Genomic DNA, 16594 nt, shown 5'->3' with positions numbered 1-16594 from the left:
CGGAGGCGATGGCGGGGAAGTCATGGTCGCAGGGATCCCGGCGCGACCATGACAGGCCGTGGCCTGGGCAGTAAACTCACTTCATCGGTGAATGACGACAGGGGTAGGGATGCGACTCGATTCTGGCAAGGGAGTGCTCTGGAAGCGACTGGTCTGGCCGGCGCTCTGGCCCTGCCTGGCGGCCGAGGCGGGGCTCGTCCTGTTATGCCTGCTGGCCTGGCTGATGGTCTGGCGGGCCGAGGGGGGGCTCGGCCTGCTGATGCTGACGGTGGGGGCCCTGCTGCTGGGCTCCGCCCTGGTCCTGGTGACCTTCCTGCTGCTCTTCCAGCGGCGCCTGCATCAATGGGAGCTGGGCTTCGAGGCGCCTTGCGATCAGCTCGAGCACCTGCTGCGGAACGTCTATAGCTCGCTGCCGTCGCGGCTGAAGAATCAGCGCCTGCTACCGGCACGAGACCCCGACGAGGGCATCGAATCGCGCCTGCATGGCCTTCTCGACACCCAGCAACGCCTGCTGGAGCGCCTCTCTCAGCGGCCGCAACTCGAGGCCATGCTGGAGTCCCTGGCCCACCCCGCCTTCCTTGCCCATGAGGGTACCCTGCTGGAGGTCAACCGCCCCCTGGAGCAGCTGCTCGGGCGCCCCCGGAGCGCCCTGGAGGGGCTGGAGCTGGGCTATGTGCTGCGTCATGCGGAAGGCGCCGAAACGGACTTGAGGGTGCGTCTGCCCCTGGCCAAGGAGGGGTGGCGCGAGTTTCGCCTGATCCGTCTGGAGGATGGCCAGGGGTTCAGCCTGGGGCTGCTGGAAGACCTGGATGAACAACGCCACAGCCTGGCCCAACTGACTCAGGCCCGGGATCGCGCCCGCCAGGAGGCCAGCCTGCAGGCGGGCTACCTCCAGCAGCTACAGCAGGAGCTGGTGCCGCTACTGGAGACGCTGGAGAACTACCGAGGCGAGATGGGCGAGGAGGGGAGTGCCCTCGAATCGCGGCTGCAGGGCCTCTCCGACCTCCTGGCCAGCCTGGTGGATGGCAGCCTGCCGCCCCCCGAAGCGACCCCGTCGCCGGTGGAGCCTCGCCCCCAGGTACTGATCGTCGATGACGGACCGGTCAATGTGATGCTGGCCCGCCAGGTGCTGGAGGGCGAGGGGCTGAGGGTGGTGACCGCCAGCGGCGGTGAGGAAGCCCTGGCGCTGCAGCGTGAGCAGCGCTTCGACTTGGTGTTGATGGATATCTATATGCCGGCCCCCGATGGCCTGGAGTCGAGTCGTCGCTGGCGCGAGCATGAGGCGCGGCGTGGCGAGCCGCCCAGCGTGCTGGTGGCGTTGACCGCCAATGCCAGCGAGGCGGATCGCCAGGGCTTCCGGGAAGCCGGCATGGACGATTATCTGGCCAAGCCCTACCGCCCCCACAGCCTGATCGAGCTGGTCCGCCGCTGGTTGCCGGCCAGCGTCCGCGAGCAGGGCTCGTGATCCTGACCGAGGCGGCTTCGGTCCGCCGCTCCGAACGGGGCCGGGGAACGATCCGCCGCCTCGGGAATCAATAGGCGTCGCTTGCCGGCGGCACCCTTGGGTATCCTCGTCACCGACAACGCCTTCTCTCCTCGATCTGCCATAGGATGTTGCATGCTGAACTATCCCGCCATCGATCCGGTGGCCATCTCCCTGGGCCCTCTGGCCATCCACTGGTATGGGCTGATGTATGTGGTCGGCTTCGTGGCCGCCTGGTGGCTGGGCTGTCGCCGCGCTTCCCGTCTGGGCCTGACGCGGGACGATATCGGTGACCTGCTCTTCTACGCCGCCCTGGGCGTGGTGCTCGGGGGGCGCCTGGGCTATGCGCTCTTCTATGGCATGGACCGGTGGCTGGAGAATCCGCTGTGGATCGTTCAGGTGTGGGACGGCGGCATGAGCTTCCACGGGGGGCTGATCGGCGTCCTGCTGGCGGCCTGGTTGTTCGCCCGCAAGAAAGGGCTCGCCTTCTTTACCCTGACCGACTTTATCGCTCCCCTGGTGCCCATCGGCCTGGGCGCCGGACGCATCGGCAACTTTATCAATGGCGAGCTGCCCGGCCGGGTCACGTCCCTGCCCTGGGGCATGCCCTTTCCCGGCATGGGGCCCGAGCCACGCCATCCCTCGGCCCTCTATGAGGCGCTGCTGGAGGGCCTGGTGCTGTTCGTGGTGCTGTGGTGGGTCTCCGCCCAACCCCGCGCCCGCGGGCTGATCTCGGGGCTCTTCCTCGCCCTCTATGGCCTCTTCCGCTTTAGCGTAGAGTTCGTGCGCCTGCCGGATGCGCATATCGGCTTTATCGCCTTCGGCTGGGTCACCATGGGCATGCTGCTGACGCTGCCGATGATCCTTGCCGGCGCGGCGCTGATGCTCTGGTCGCGGCGCCAGCCCACGCCCTGACCCCCTTTCAGGGGAGCTGGAAGCCGGAAGCTTGAAGCTGGAAGAAAACCCGGTGGCGTAAGGGCAGGGCGTCGAGCGATTTAGCCGACATGCCGACACCTCGAGAGCCTCCCTCCCCATGCGCCCCAAGCCAGGGAGGCATCTCCCAACGCTTCTCCAGCGTGTGTAGAATAGCGTCCACCACTTCTTGACCGTCGGAATCGCCGTGACCCCCGAGACCGCTTCGCAAGCCGCTGCCCTGGAGCAGCCCTACCTCGATCTGATGCGCCAGGTGCTCGACCAGGGCGTGGAGAAGCACGACCGTACCGGTGTCGGCACCCGTTCCCTGTTCGGCCACCAGATGCGTTTCGACCTGTCCCGCGGCTTCCCCCTGCTGACCACCAAGAAGCTCCACCTGCGCTCGATCATCCATGAGCTGTTGTGGTTCTTGGCCGGCGACACCAATATCGCCTACCTCAAGGAGCATGGGGTGCGCATCTGGGACGAGTGGGCGGATGCCAACGGCGAGCTGGGGCCGGTCTATGGCTACCAGTGGCGCAGCTGGCCCGACCCCCAGGGCGGCTCGGTGGACCAGATCGCCAGGGTCGTCGAACAGATTCGCCATAACCCCGACTCCCGACGGCTGATCGTCTCTGCCTGGAACCCGGCCCAGGTGGACGAGATGGCGCTGCCCCCCTGTCACGCCCTCTTCCAGTTCTACGTGGCCGAGGGGCGTCTCTCCTGTCAGCTCTATCAGCGCAGCGCCGATATCTTCCTGGGGGTCCCCTTCAATATCGCCAGTTACGCGCTACTGACCCAGATGGTGGCTCAGGTGTGTGGCCTGAAGCCGGGGGAGTTCATTCATACCCTGGGGGATGCCCACCTCTACCTGAACCATCTGGAGCAGGCCGAGCTGCAGCTGACCCGTGAGCCGCTGGCGGCGCCGCGGCTCTGGCTCAACCCCGAGGTCGAGGAACTCTTCGATTTCCGCTTCGAGGACATTCGCATCGAGGGCTACGAGGCCCACCCCCATATCAAGGCGGAGGTGGCGGTATGAGCCAGGCCGATGCTTTTCAGGTGCCGGTGGCGATGATCGCCGCGCTCTCCCGCAACCGGGTCATCGGCGTGGACAACCAGCTGCCCTGGTACCTGCCGGAGGACCTCAAGTTCTTCAAGCGCATGACCCAGGGCAAGCCCCTGGTCATGGGGCGCAAGACCTTCCAGTCCATCGGCAAGCCCTTGCCGGGGCGCCTCAATATCGTGGTGACCCGGGATGCCGGCTTCGCCCATCCGGGGGTGCGGGTCTGCCACGACCTGGCCGGTGCCCTGGAGCTCGCCGAGCAGCAGGCGCTGCTGGAAGGTGCCGAGGAGATCATGGTGATGGGGGGCGGCGAGATCTATCGCCAGGCGCTGCCCTTCGCCTCGCGGCTCTACCTTACCGAGGTGGACCTGAGGGTAGAGGGCGATGCCCACTTCCCCGAACTGCCCGCGGTGGACTGGGAGGAGGCGCAGCGGGTGGCCGGTACCCCGGTGGAGGGGCAGCCGAGCTATGACTTCGTGGCCTATCGGCGCCGTTGAGCGGAAAGTTGTCACCGCGGCCTGGCTGGCACAGACTTGGCAGAGGCATGACACCGAGGGAGGGGGCGCCTTGAGCAGCGAAGCGAATCGACACTTGCTGGCGGCACTGGAAGGTCAGGTCGAGCGGCGGCTCGATGAACTCGGCGCGGCGCGGCGGCGTATCGCCGAGCTGGAGGCGCGGCATCGGCGCCTGGAGGCGGAAAACCAGGCCCTGCGCGAGCGCCTCGAGGCCGAGCGGCCCGGCACGGGTGTCCCCCGCAGTCAGGGGCTGGCGGCGCTGATTGGGCGCCGCCCGCGTCTCCCGGAGCCTAGCGAAAAGAATGAGGCAGCGATGCCGCCGCAGACGGCGCCGGCGGATCGGGAAGTTTCCGTTTCCCCGGAGCCGCTGTCCTCCCCGGAGCCGCTCTCTTCCGAGGAACCCCTCTCCTCTCAGGAGGCGCTCTCTTCCCCGGAGCCGCGCTCTTCTCAAGAGTCGCTGGCTTCTCAGGAGTCCCTTCCCTCCCAGGAGTCCCTCCCCATCGAGACGGCGCCATCCCCCCAGGCGCTCTTGACCCAGTGGTATCAACGCTATCCCCAGGCCTTCTTCAAGGGCCATACCCGGCCGCTGAAGGTGGGGATCCACGAGGAGCTGATGGCTCGCGAGCCCTGGCCGGAGAAGCTGGTGCGCCGGGCCCTGGCCTGCTATGTGCATCTGCCTCGCTACCTCAAGGCGGTACGGGCCGAGGCCCAGCGGGTGGGGCTGGATGGCGAGCCCGCCGGGACCGTGACCGAGGGCGAGGCCCGCTATGCCCATCGCCAGCTCGAGACCTTCCTCAAGGAGAAGCGCAAGGGCGGCAAGGCGGCGGGCAAGGCCGGGAAAGGAAAGGCAGCCAAGCCGCGCGCGGAGAAGCAAGCATCGTCCCGGGACCGGTCTATGCAAGCGGCGCCGTCGGCGACTGCTCCTCAGACCCCGTCGGCCGAGCCGGAGAGCGGCAAGGGCGAGACCGATCCCCAGGCGCGCCTGGCCCAGAAGCTGGATGCGCTGCTGGCCAAGCATGGCCGCTAGAGGCACGGTCGCTAGTCTCTCTTCCCCGGGTGCGACCCAGGGTCGCAGCCCCCTCTAATACAGCGTTGAGCGTCATGGGCTTGTCATGGGCCGCCGGCAGGCTATGATGGGCCGGGTGCGCAGGATGACCCCGACGGAGTGACGAAGTTCCGTGATCCGCGAATGAGCGATAGGAAAACAGTGTTTTTTCTTGTTGCGTTCTCTAAATTCCCGGTATAAGGTTTCCCCTGCGAGCATTGGACTATAACAAGGCTTGCTCAGGTGGCCGCTACGGAAGGCTGGCAAGACTAGCTTAGCCGGGCACCGGGAAAGCCGACTGCATACGCAGTAACGATCGAAACAGTAAGCTAGTAAGGACATATCGAGATGAAAAAGACTCTGTTAGCGACTGCCATCGCCGGCGCCATGGGCCTCTCCGCTGCCGCCGCTCAGGCCGCCACCGTTTACGACCAGGACGGCACCCGTCTGGACCTGGGCGGCCGTATCGCCGTCGGCGTCTCCAACACCGACGGTAGCGCCACCAAGGATTCCGGTTCCGAGTTCCGCAACATCTACTCTCGTCTGCACCTGTCCGGCTCCAACCAGATCAGCCAGGATCTGCGTGCCTTCGGTTATGTCGAGTGGCGCTTCACCGGCGACGAGCAGGATACCGACAGCGGCTTCTCCGAAGTGCGCAACAGCTATATCGGTGTCGAGAGCCAGCAGTTCGGTACCGTGATGGCCGGTAACTTCAACAGCCTCTACAACAGCCGTGTCGTAACCGCCTTCGATTACTATATCGATCGTGGCGCCGAGATGACCGCTGGCGACTTCAACGCCCGCGGCGACTCCATCGCCTACCTGACCCCGAACCTGGAAGGCTTCCAGGCCTTCGTGGCGGCCAAGCACTACAGCCAGAACGACAATGACGCTCTGGATGGCAGCAAGGTCCGCACCCAGGGTGGCGTAAGCTACGAAGTCTCTGGTCTGACCCTGACCGCTGGCTGGGCCGAGCCGTCTCCGGTGACTGATATCGATGCCTTGGTTCAAGTTGACCTGCTTGACGCAAACGGCGATCCGGTACCTGACCCCGTATTTGTTGAGGGTACCGAGCAGGTTCAGACCAGCAACAAGACCCGTTTCGGCGGTACCGCTTCCTACGCCTTTAACGATATGGTCAGCGCCCGTATCGGTATCGATAACCAGCGCGACCTGGACACCGAGGTCTATGGCCTGGGTACCACCGTTAGCCTGGGCGAGCTGACCTTCGCCGCCGACTACTTCCGCGTCGAGACTCCGTCCGGCGAGCGTAACCGCAACGCCTACGCGTTCGGTGCCTACTACCAGGTCTCCAGCAACATGGACACCTTCGTCGAGATCAACGAAGCTGACCAGCGTGATCAAGACACCTACGTTCTGGCCGGTGCCCGCTACTTCTTCTAAGAAGTCGCCTACCGCTAGACCGACAGAAGCCGGCCCCTCGGGGCCGGCTTTTTTGTGCCTGTCCTTTTTGCGTCTGACCGCGGATTTCCACGGTATTTTTTGGGCTCTTCGCGGATCAGAGTGAAGCCACGACATGGCCAACCTCCGGCAAGCTATTGTAGGAGCAGGCTTTAGCCGGCGATTTGACGTCTTGGCGGTCCGGCGTCTGGCGATTCGATACCTCGGCAACCCATCAATCGCCGATACGACGGACCGCTGCTGACGCAGGCTTCTACCACCCGAGCAGCCTTGCCAAGCCAGGCGCTGGCTTTGGCCGCGCCATGGCTTCATGCGGATCGCGGGCACCCGCACCCTGGGAGATCCCCTGGGATTGATGCGGCTTCCCCCTTGCTCCTTGCCTCTCCTTGCTCTTGGAACCAAAAAGCCCCGGCGATTGCCGGGGCCAAGATCGAGGTCGTCCGCTTCGTAAGGAGTGTTGCGCCTTAGAAGTTGTACTGCACCATGCCTTGCAGGCGCAGGGCGTCGCCATCGCGACCATCGACCACCTCGCGGGTATGGTAGCCCGCTTCGATGCCGTAGGTGACGTTGCGGATCGGCGACCAGAGGTAGTTCAGGTGAATGGCCTCGAACTGCTTGTTGTCACCGGCAGCTACGGCACCGGCGGCTTGAGCATCGCTCAGGCTGGCCCGGGCCACGCCATACCCCAGGGTAATATCGCCGGGGCCGGCGGTGGCGGTGATGCCGAGGGTGCCACCGGTGGCTCGAATGGTCTCCAGGTCGCCGGTGTTGGGGTCGAAGTAGGCGGGGGCGGCCGGGTTGCCTTCCAGGTAGCCGCCGATACCGTCGCCATGGGTCAGTGAGCCGCGCAGGGTCACCCCCTCGGCGAGCCGGGCGCTGGCCTCCAGGGCCAGGCCCCAGCCGAAGGCGCTGTCCTTCATGTCGGTGGTGCCGGTGGTGTCATATTCCAGGCGGCGCAGCACCGCGGAGGCGGCGTAGTTGAAGCCATCCACGCCATTCTGATAACGCGCGGTCAGGTCGGGCAGGGTGGTCTTGGCGCCAGTGGCCATCGGTGCACCACCCAGGTTATCCGGATCCTCCAGGGCCACGGAGAAGCCGTCCACGGTGTAGCGCAGCTGGGCCTGGCGGCCGGCGTTGCCCAGGCCCGGCTGGGGGGTGAAGTCGATGGTGGGGTTCATGCCCAGGAAGCCGCCGAAGTTGGTCCAGGTCTGACCGGCCAGCAGGCCGTTCCACTCGCCGAAGGCGTGGCGCAGGCGGAAGCTGCCGCCGCCGCCACCGAAGAAGTCGCCCTCGATGGTGGTCTTGAGCTCGCTGCCGCCGGCCGGGGTGGCGGTGGTGAAGCCCAGGCGGCTCTGGTAGGCGTGAAGGGTGGTGTGGCCCTCGGGGGCGGCCTCATCATCCAGCAGGATATTGCTGCGGTTGACGGTATTGCCGAGCTCCACGTCCACGTCATAGATCAGGTCGAGCTTGGCATAGCCGTAGATATTGGCGGTGGTGTCGCCGGCCTGGATCTCGTAGGCCTGGGAGGCGCCGGCGATGGCCAGGGCCAGGGCGCCGGCGGAGAAGAGGCTGGCTTGCTTGAACTTGTTGCGAGTCGTCACGTCTGATTCCTTGTTTTGCTTGCGTGTCATTACTGCCTTGGGGCAGCTCTTGTTATGTGATGTCATGACGCCGGAAATCCACGATATTTCTGCGAATAACCTTTTCGCCAGCTGGTGAAGGTATCGGTAGGTGGCGTTGATAACAACCTTGTGACACAAAGACCATGGTAGTGTTTACAAATTAGTGTCTATTTTTGTGGCGCCTGGCCGCCGCCATGGCTGGGTGTCGGGGGGAGGGCGGTGTAGGCTGTTTTCTCGCAAGCGTTAGCCGGAGGCGCTAAGGAAAATCCGCCTTCGGACGATATTCCCTCCGGGGCCGATATCAGGGAGAAGGGATGCTGTCGAGAGGGTGGAACGCCATACGGCGGGGACTGGGGTCGCTGAGGGGGCGCCTGTTGTTGGGCCTGGCCACGACCTGGGGGCTGGTCCTGGTGGGGGTGCTGGCCTTCGGCTGGCAGCTGGGCCGCGACCTGGTCCAGGAGCTCAATGCGACCCATCTGCGCTATGAGGCAGAATTGATCGCCGATGACCTCTCCGCCGAGGTGAGCAAGCGTATCGCCGCCCTGGAGCGGTTGGCGCCCCTGCTGGAAGCGTCGCAGACGCACAGCGAGCTGCGCGCGGAGCTGCGCCATAACGATGCCCTGCTGGCCTGGTTCGATGGCCTGGTGGTGTCGAGCGCCGAGGGCGAGATTATCGCCGACTGGCCGGAGGTGCCGGGGCGTGTCGGCCTGGACCTTGCCGAGCGCGACTTCTTCCGCCTGCCTCGCCATTCCCGGTACCCCTATATCAGCGAGCCTTTCCAGGGGCGTGCCAGCCGCGAAACCCTGGTAATGATGACGCTGCCCCTGCACGATGCCGATGGGCACTTCCAGGGCATTCTCGGCGGCCTGGTGAACCTGAACCGGGGCAGTCTCTTCGATCGGCTACGGCGGATTCGCCTCGGCGAGCACGGTTTCGCCGCCGTGGCCAGCGCCTCGGGCACCATCCTCTTTCACCCCGACCCGGCGCTGGTGCTGCAGCGGGTGCCGGGGCCCGAGCAGGCGCCCTGGGCCGACCTGGCCCTGGACGGCTGGGAGGGTATCGCCTATGCCCCCCTGATCAGCGACGAGATGTCCCTGCAGGCCTATCGGCAGATCTGGCCGGCGAACTGGATCGTGGGAGTCTACCTCCCCCAGCGGGAGATGGAGGCGGCCCCTCAGGCCTTGATTCGTCAATTGGGGTGGGGCGGACTGGTCGCCGTGCTGGTCATGTTGCCGTTGATGTGGTGGCGGATCGGTCGGGTGCTGGCGCCGCTACGACAACTGGAGCAGCAGATCGAAGAGGTGGGAGAGGAGCGGCGCTCCCGGGTCGTCCTGGATAGCCGCATGGAGGAGCTGCGCCGGGTGGCCGTCACCTTCAATCGGGTGGAGGGCGAGCGCTCGATGGCCCATGCCTCCCTCAAGGAGCGCCAGGCTTTCCTGGATGCGGTGCTCGGCTCGACCCCCACCGGTATCTTCGTCGCCGACCCGGCGGGCGAAACCACTTATATGAACCCGGCGCTGCGCAGCCTGGTGGGGCACGGCGCCGAGTCGACCGCGCCCTGGCATGCCAATCTGCACCCCGAGGAGCGCCAGGATGCCCTGGACCTGTGGCGCCATACCCTGGGCAGTGGCGAGGAGTTCCTGCGGCAATGCCGCTTCTGCCAGGCCGATGGCAGCGTGCTATGGCTGGAGGTGCATGCCACGGCGGTGAAGATCGACTCGCGCCTGCTGGGGTTCGTGGGCATGGTCAAGGACATCACCGAGCGCCGCGAGATCGAGGCCCAGCAGCGCTGGGAGGCCGAGCACGACCCCCTGACCGGGCTGCTCAACCGGCGCGGCTTCGAGCGCCGCCTGGAGGAGGCCTGGAGTGACTGGCGCAACCAATCGGTGTCGACGGTGTTGATCCTCTTCGACCTGGATCATTTCAAGCCGATCAATGACGAGGGCGGCCATGCCCTGGGCGATGAGCTGCTCAGGCGCCTGGCCGGGGCGGTAACGGGGGCGGTGCGCCGCAGTGACTGGGTGGCGCGCCTCGGCGGTGACGAGTTTGCCGTGCTGATGCCCGGTTGTGCCCTGTCCCAGGCGCTGCCATTGGCGGAGGCCCTGCGGCGGGCCGCCGCCGGGGTCTCGGTGGCGAAAGCGGGGCGGCGCTACTCGATCACCCTGAGCCTCGGGGTCGCGAGCTTCGAGCCGGGAGACACGGGGATGGGCGAGGCCCTGACGCGGGCCGATGCCGCCAGTTACCGGGCCAAGCGGCTGGGTCGCAATGGAGTGCAGGTGGCGGCGGCGGAGTAGATCGGGAGGCACCACGGTGATCGTGCCGAGCGCTCGTGGTGTCTCTCCGGTGTCCAGCGGAGCGGCAGAGAAGCCGATGGGGCGCGACGAGTCTCATCAGGCGGGGTGGCGTGGCGCCCCCATCAGGATTCGAACCTGAGACCTATCCCTTAGGAGGGGATCGCTCTATCCAGCTGAGCTATGGGGGCGAGCCGCCAGGATTATACGGCTCCCCGGCGGGGAGTTAAACCCTTGAGGGGGTGCCACTTTCCGCCTCGAGGGCGAAGCGCGGCGGTGTCTCCGGGGCCAGGTAGCGCGCGACGATCTCGTTCTCCGCCATGGGGCGGCCGAGATGAAAGCCCTGGGCCAGGTCGCAGCCCAGCAGGCGAAGTGTGTTCAGTTGCTCCTCGCTTTCGATGCCTTCGGCCAGTACCTGGAGCCCCATGGCGTGTCCCATGCGGATAATGCCACTGACGAACTGGCGGCGGTCCTCCCGGGTCTCCGCATGGCGGGTCACGGTACGATCGATCTTGAGGGTGTTGAGCGGTAGCTGACTCACATAGGTGATGGAGGAGATGCCCGAGCCGAAGTCGTCCAGGGCGATCTGGGCCCCCAGGCTGCGGGCTTCCTGCAGCAGGCCGCAGGCCAGGTCCAGGTCATGGAAGTGGGTCGACTCCAGCACCTCGGCGACCAGGAAGGGGTGGGTCAGGCCGTGGCGGTGACGCGCCGAGGCCAGGGATTCGACGATGGCGCCGGTCTCGATCTGGTCCTGGGAGAGGTTGACGCCGATGGAAATGGCATGGCCCGCGGCATGGAAGCGCTTGGCGACCCGGGCTGCCTCGTCGATCAGCCAGCGACCATAGGGCAGGCTCAGCGACGACTGGGTGATCACGTCCATGAAATGCTGGGGGCCGAGCACGCCCTTCTTCGGGTGGCGCCAACGGGCCAGGGCCTCGAAGCCGATGATGCACTGGCGATGCAGCGACAGGATCGGCTGGAAGAAGAGCTCGATCTGTCCGCCTTCGAAGGCCGCCTTGACCAGGGTGTAGGCGTCCTGGCTCTCGGCTTGCCATGCCAGATCGCGGGCGAAGGCGAGGCGGTTCTTGCCCTGCTGCTTGGCCTCGTACATGGCGGCGTCGGCGGCGTCCAGCAACTGGGCGGCGCTGATCTCGTGGCTCGAGGTAAAGGCGATGCCGATGGAGACCGAGACCTTGACCAGTTCGCCATTGTCGAGCTGATAGGGGCGAATGATCTCGTCCATCACCTTCTCGGCGACCTTGGCGGCCTTGTCGGCGGTACCCAGGCCGGTCAGGGCGATGACGAACTCGTCGCCACCGAAGCGGGCGGTGAGGTCGTTGGCGCGCATCAGGTGCTTGAGGCGGCGGCTGATCTCGATCAGAAGCTCGTCGCCGCAGGCGTGGCCGAAGCTGTCGTTGATCGGCTTGAAGTCATCCAGGTCGAGGAACAGCACCGCCAGGCCGCTCTGGGTATACTCCAGGCTGGCCAGCTGGCTCTCCAGCAGGGTATTGAAGTGCTCCCGGTTGAAGAGCCCGGTGAGGGGGTCGTAGCTGGCCATGCGCTCGAGGCGCGCCTGGTTGAGGCGGCGCTGGGTAATGTCGCGGAACACCCCGATATAGTTGGCGATCTTCCCGCTCTCGTCGCGAATCGCCGAGATGGTGGTGTTCTCGATCAGCTGGCTGCCATCCTTGCGGGTGTTCCAGATGTCGCCGCTCCAGTAGCCGCGGCTCTCCACCGCGGCGAACATGCTCTCGTAGAAGCCGGAGTCGTGCTTGCCGGAGGAGAGCAGGTTGGGCTTCTTGCCCAGGGCTTCTTCCCGGGTATAGCCGGTCAATTCGGTGAAGGCCGGGTTGGTGTCGATGATGCGTTTCTCGGCATCGGTGACCAGGATGCCGTCATGGGTGTTGTTGAACACCGCCTGGGCCAGCTCCAGGCGGTTCTGGTGCGCCTCGCGCTGGCTGACATCGCGATGGATGCCGATCAGGTAGCGACGCCCATCGCCCAGGCAGAAGCGCGACAGGCTCAGCTCGTTATGGAAGAGGTCGCCGTCGCGACGCTGGCAGGCCAGGGTCAGGGTAAAGGGGCGGCCGTCGCGCAGGGCCTTGGTCAGGGCCTGGCGATGCGCCTCCTCGAGGACACCGGTATCCAGCAGCGGGCAACGGCCACCCAGCAGCTCCTCCCGGGCATAGCCGGTCAAGCGCTCGAAGGCGTGATTGACGTAGGCCAGCCGGCCGCCGAGGGAATCGCCCTCGCTGATGCAGATCGCCAGGCTGGGGAAGTCGAGCAGCGTGCCGAGGTCGCCGTGGAATGGGCTCAAGAGGTCTCTCCCTGGGTAATGCAATGGCCTGAGTCGGGGATAGGGTGTTATCGGCGGTATGTCATTGTAGCTTTAATGTTGTTCGGTGTTTTTTTTGATAACGACTTGATCGTCGGGCCCATTTGATCATGCTGATGGCTTGGGCAGAGGCAAGGAAAGGGCAATGAAGGATCATGAGTACCGCCGTTATGACGGCCTGGGGCTGGCGGCCCTGATACGCAGCGGCGAGGTCAGTCGCGAGGAGGTCCTCGAGGCAGCCTGCACCGCCATCGACCTCGATAACCCCCAGTTGGGGGCGGTGGTGCGGCGGCGCTACGAGCGAGCCCGTCACGAGGCCGACGAGGTGGAACCCCGCTCGCCCTTCGCCGGCGTGCCCTTCCTGACCAAGGACCTGCTGATGGGCCTGGCCGATGAGCCGCTGAGCTTCGGCAGCGCCGCCCTGGCCGACTGGCGACCCGAGGCAGACGCGACCCTGGTCAAGCGCTTCCGCCAGGCCGGCCTGGTGATCCTCGGCCAGAGCGGTTGCCCGGAGCTGGGGCTGATGGGGATCACCGAGCCCAGGGCCTTTCCCCATCCGGTCAACCCCTGGGGGCGCGACTACTCGCCGGGGGGCTCCAGCGGTGGCGCCGCGGCGGCGGTGGCGGCGGGCCTGGTGCCCCTGGCCGGAGCCGGCGATGGCGGCGGCTCGATTCGCATTCCCGCCAGCCAGTGCGGCCTCTTCGGCCTCAAGCCCTCCCGGGGCCGGGTGCCGCTAGGCCCCGCCCATAGCGAGGTGTGGCAGGGGGCCGTGGTCGAGCATGCCCTGACCCGCAGCGTGCGCGACAGTGCCGCCCTGCTCGACGCCATCAATGGCATGGACGAAGGGGGACCCTACCCGGTGCGCCACGAGAGCGGCTTCCTGGCCGCCCTGGAGCGTGCCCCGGAACCGTTGACCATCGCCGTCTCCCTGGGCGAGCCGTTCAGTGCTCCCTTCGGTGGCGAGCTGCATCCCCAGGTGCGCGAGGCAGTGGAGGCCGCGGCCCGGCGCTGCGAGGCCCTGGGCCATCGGGTGGAGTGGTGCGATCCGCCGGTGGACGGCGCGGCCCTGGCCCATAGTTACCTGACCCTCTACCTGGGACACCTGAGTGCCGACCTGGCGTGGATCGCCGAGCAGACCGGCATGCGTGAGTCGCGGCTGGCCATCGAGCCGGCCACCCGTGCCATCGCCCGTCTCGGCCGTCACCTCAAGGCCCGGGATTACGAGCTGGCCAAGCGCCACTGGAACACCCTGGGGCGCGCCATGGGCGCCTTCCATTGCCGCTTCGACCTGCTCTTGATGCCGGTGCTCAGCGGGCCACCGCCATTGCGTGGCAGTCTCTATCCGAGCCGCTGGCGGGAGGCGCTGATGGGCCTGCTGGCGCTGCCCGGCGCCGCTGCCCTGGCGCTCAGGGCGGGTGGGCTCGAGTCCCTGGCCCGGGAGTCGCTGCGCTATTCGCCCTTTACCCAGCTAGCCAACCTGACCGGCCAGCCGGCCATGTCGCTGTCCCTGCATATCACCCCGCAGGGCTTGCCGGTGGGGGTGCAGTGCCTGGGCCCCATGGGCGGCGAACGGCGGCTGCTGCAGTTCGCCGCCCAACTGGAGCGGGAGGTGGGTTGGGCCGCGCGCCTGCCGCTGGAGGTGCGGCCTGAGCCGCGCCCCGAGAGCGACCAGGAGGCCGGAGGCGCCGGTCGTTCCTAGGTTTTGTACGAAAAGTCGGCGAGCGATGGCCAGACAAGGCAAAAATCGGCGAAAAGACGGAGTTTACGCGGTGTAAATGAGTACTTTGAGCCGATTTTTAACGCCGTATGGGCGAGCGCAGGCAGTTTTCGTACAGAGCCTAAGGTTCGCCGCGAGCCGCACAGCGGATAGAATGGGCACCCCCTTGACCTCAGGAACTGCCACCTTGCCCAGCGACGCGCCCCTCTCCGCCGATGGCGATCGCCACTTCGAGGGCCTGGCCGAGAAGTTCTCCGCCGGCCTCTATGGCTCGCCCCGCGGCGCCCTGCGCCTGGCGCTGCTCGATCACTGCCTGCCCCGCCAGCTCGAGCTCGGCGGCCAGCCGCTGCTCGACGTGGGCGGTGGCCTGGGGCAGATGGCCGCCTGGTTCGCCGCGCGTGGCCACGACGTGACCCTGGCCGAGCCCGCCGAGGAGATGCTGGCCCGGGCCCGGCAGGCCCTGGCGGGGCAGTCGGTACGTTTCTTGCGTGAGCCCCTGCAGCGCCTGCCCGAGGCGGCTCCGGGGCCCTGGCCGCTGATCGTCTGCCATGCGGTGTTCGAGTGGCTGGCCGACCCCGAGGCGGCCCTGGCCACCCTGGCGGGCCTGCTGGCCCCCGGCGGCCAGTTGTCGCTGATGGTCTTCAACCGGGACGCCCTGCGCTTCTCCAATGTGGTCAAGGGCAACCTGGAGAAGGCCCTGGCGGACCGCCTGGAGGGCACCGGCCGGCGCCGGCGCCTGACCCCCATCTCGCCGCTGACCCATGATCAGATCGCCACCTGGGCCGAGGCCCGGGGGCTCGAGATCACCGCCGTGGCGGGGATCCGCGTCTTCCACGACTACCTGCGCGAGCGCCATCCCGACGAGGCGCAGCTGAAGCAGCTGCTGGCGCTGGAGCGCCGCTACTGCGACGTCGAGCCCCACTGGCGCCTGGGGCGTTACCTGCTCTATACCCTGCACAAACCCGAGTGACCGCCATGCCCGCCGAGACCCCCGTCTGCCAACTGCTCGAACGCCAGGAGCAGGACCACCGCCACTGGCTCTGGGTGGCCCCGCCCCGGGACGCCTGGCTCACCCCGCGAGACGCCGCCCTGCTCAGTGGCGATGCGGCCCAGTCGACCGACTGGCGCGCCCGGGGTGGCGTGGTCCATGACCCCTTCTCGACCGCCCCCCTGGGCGAGGTGCCGGGGGCGGTGCTGTTCTGGCCCAAGAGCCATGCCCTGGGGGAATGGTGGCTGCTGTCGCTCTGCCAGCGCCTGCCCGAGGGCACCCCCCTGTGGCTGGTGGGGGAGAACAACGGCGGCATCAAGCGGGTGCTCAAGGTGCTGGCGGCCCTGGGGCTGGGCTGTCGCAAGCGCGACAGCGCCCGGCGCTGCAGCCTCTTCGAGACCCGGGTGGGGCGGGTGGCTCTCGACCCGGCCCTGGCCTGGCAGACCCTCGAGGCCGAGGGGCTGACCCTGCATAGCCATCCGGGGGTCTTCGGTCATGGCAAGCTGGACGACGGCACCCGGCTGCTGCTGGAGACCCTGGCGCTGCGCCTGCCCGAGGGCCCCTTGCGCGTCCTGGACATGGGCTGCGGCGACGGCATCCTGGCCTGCTGGCTGGCCCGCCGCGGAGCCAGGGTCAGTGCCACCGATATCAACGCCTTCGCGGTGGAGGCGACCCGGCGCAGCCTGGCCGCCAACGACCTGGTCGGGGAGGTGGTGGCCGGGGACGTCTATTCGGGGCTTCCCGAGGGGGCATGCTTCGAGCGCATCATCAGCAACCCGCCCTTCCACCAGGAGCGGGCCATCGACTATGGGCCGGCGGGGCGGCTGATTCGCGAGGCGCCGGAGCATCTCACGCCCGGGGGCGAGCTGTGGCTGGTGGCCAATGCCTTCCTGCCCTATCCCGACCTGCTGGAGGCCAGCTTCGGCGGCTTCGAGATCCTCGCCGACGACCGCCGTTTCCAGGTCTATCGGGCCATCAAACGCTGATTAACGGCAACGGTTCCCGGTAGGTATTTCCCAGCCTGGGAGGGGCAAGGTTGGTTTCGGCACGGTATGCAGTAGAGCGTGGTGGTGTCCGTTCGTGCCCCCTGCCCAATGGCAGGGGGCGTTGGACAGGGGGCACGGCTAGATACCATCTCTCCTGACCGGCCACAAACATCCCATCAGGCGGTTTGTGGCCGATATTCGGTTTGGGTCTTGAG

At 66.9% G+C, this 16594-nt stretch carries 12 protein-coding genes and 1 tRNA gene; 10 read left to right on the top strand and 3 right to left on the bottom strand.

Annotation, left to right across the window (positions count from 1 at the left end):
- Positions 1 to 109: 109 nt before the first annotated feature.
- The 6 genes from IHD13_RS18395 to IHD13_RS01705 all read left to right on the top strand — a co-directional run bounded on the left by IHD13_RS18395 (position 110) and on the right by IHD13_RS01705 (position 6422).
- Positions 110 to 1465, top strand: coding sequence for a response regulator (locus tag IHD13_RS18395; protein ID WP_195859315.1), 1356 nt, complete (start codon positions 110 to 112; stop codon positions 1463 to 1465).
- Between the two features lie 153 nt (positions 1466 to 1618).
- The gene (lgt, locus tag IHD13_RS01725; protein ID WP_195859314.1) at positions 1619 to 2398 is read left to right on the top strand and encodes a prolipoprotein diacylglyceryl transferase; all 780 of its coding nucleotides are present in this window, start codon (positions 1619 to 1621) and stop codon (positions 2396 to 2398) included.
- 262 nt (positions 2399 to 2660) lie between these two features.
- The gene (locus IHD13_RS01720) at positions 2661 to 3434 is read left to right on the top strand and encodes a thymidylate synthase (RefSeq protein WP_230086090.1); all 774 of its coding nucleotides are present in this window, start codon (positions 2661 to 2663) and stop codon (positions 3432 to 3434) included.
- The gene (locus IHD13_RS01715) at positions 3431 to 3955 is read left to right on the top strand and encodes a dihydrofolate reductase (RefSeq protein ID WP_195859312.1); all 525 of its coding nucleotides are present in this window, start codon (positions 3431 to 3433) and stop codon (positions 3953 to 3955) included. The genes IHD13_RS01720 and IHD13_RS01715 overlap by 4 nt, the downstream gene beginning before the upstream one ends.
- Positions 3956 to 4025: 70 nt before the next feature.
- On the top strand, positions 4026 to 5000 hold the full coding sequence (locus IHD13_RS01710) for a ProQ/FINO family protein (protein WP_230086072.1): 975 nt from the start codon (positions 4026 to 4028) through the stop codon (positions 4998 to 5000).
- A 366-nt stretch (positions 5001 to 5366) separates the two neighbouring features.
- The gene (locus IHD13_RS01705) at positions 5367 to 6422 is read left to right on the top strand and encodes a porin (protein ID WP_195859311.1); all 1056 of its coding nucleotides are present in this window, start codon (positions 5367 to 5369) and stop codon (positions 6420 to 6422) included.
- 482 nt (positions 6423 to 6904) lie between these two features.
- On the opposite strand, the gene IHD13_RS01700 is transcribed toward IHD13_RS01705, so the two are convergent.
- On the bottom strand, positions 6905 to 8041 hold the full coding sequence (locus tag IHD13_RS01700) for a DcaP family trimeric outer membrane transporter (protein ID WP_326838298.1): 1137 nt from the start codon (positions 8039 to 8041) through the stop codon (positions 6905 to 6907).
- Between the two features lie 335 nt (positions 8042 to 8376).
- Between IHD13_RS01700 and IHD13_RS01695 the strand changes: the two genes are divergently transcribed.
- Positions 8377 to 10356: a sensor domain-containing diguanylate cyclase gene (locus IHD13_RS01695; protein WP_195859310.1), complete on the top strand. Its 1980-nt coding sequence runs from the start codon at positions 8377 to 8379 to the stop codon at positions 10354 to 10356.
- Positions 10357 to 10467: 111 nt separating this feature from the next.
- Here the strand turns inward: IHD13_RS01695 and IHD13_RS01690 are convergent.
- Both IHD13_RS01690 and IHD13_RS01685 read right to left on the bottom strand, forming a co-directional pair.
- Positions 10468 to 10544 (bottom strand) — tRNA-Arg (locus IHD13_RS01690).
- Between the two features lie 35 nt (positions 10545 to 10579).
- Entirely contained in the window at positions 10580 to 12670 is a 2091-nt protein-coding gene (locus IHD13_RS01685) for a putative bifunctional diguanylate cyclase/phosphodiesterase (RefSeq protein ID WP_195859309.1), read from the bottom strand.
- 163 nt (positions 12671 to 12833) lie between these two features.
- On the opposite strand from IHD13_RS01685, the gene IHD13_RS01680 reads away from it, so the two are divergent.
- From IHD13_RS01680 to IHD13_RS01670, 3 genes are all read left to right on the top strand, one after another.
- On the top strand, positions 12834 to 14387 hold the full coding sequence (locus IHD13_RS01680) for an amidase (protein WP_195859308.1): 1554 nt from the start codon (positions 12834 to 12836) through the stop codon (positions 14385 to 14387).
- A gap of 172 nt (positions 14388 to 14559) precedes the next feature.
- Positions 14560 to 15375, top strand: coding sequence for a methyltransferase domain-containing protein (locus IHD13_RS01675; RefSeq protein WP_195859307.1), 816 nt, complete (start codon positions 14560 to 14562; stop codon positions 15373 to 15375).
- A 5-nt stretch (positions 15376 to 15380) separates the two neighbouring features.
- Entirely contained in the window at positions 15381 to 16379 is a 999-nt protein-coding gene (locus tag IHD13_RS01670) for a methyltransferase (RefSeq protein ID WP_195859306.1), read from the top strand.
- The last annotated feature ends 215 nt before the right edge of the window (positions 16380 to 16594 follow it).

It is taken from the genome of Halomonas sp. 328 (assembly GCF_015645095.1).
GTDB lineage: Bacteria > Pseudomonadota > Gammaproteobacteria > Pseudomonadales > Halomonadaceae > Bisbaumannia.
Note: the sequence above shows the minus strand (reverse complement) of the source record. Positions and strands in the feature narration are given on the sequence as shown.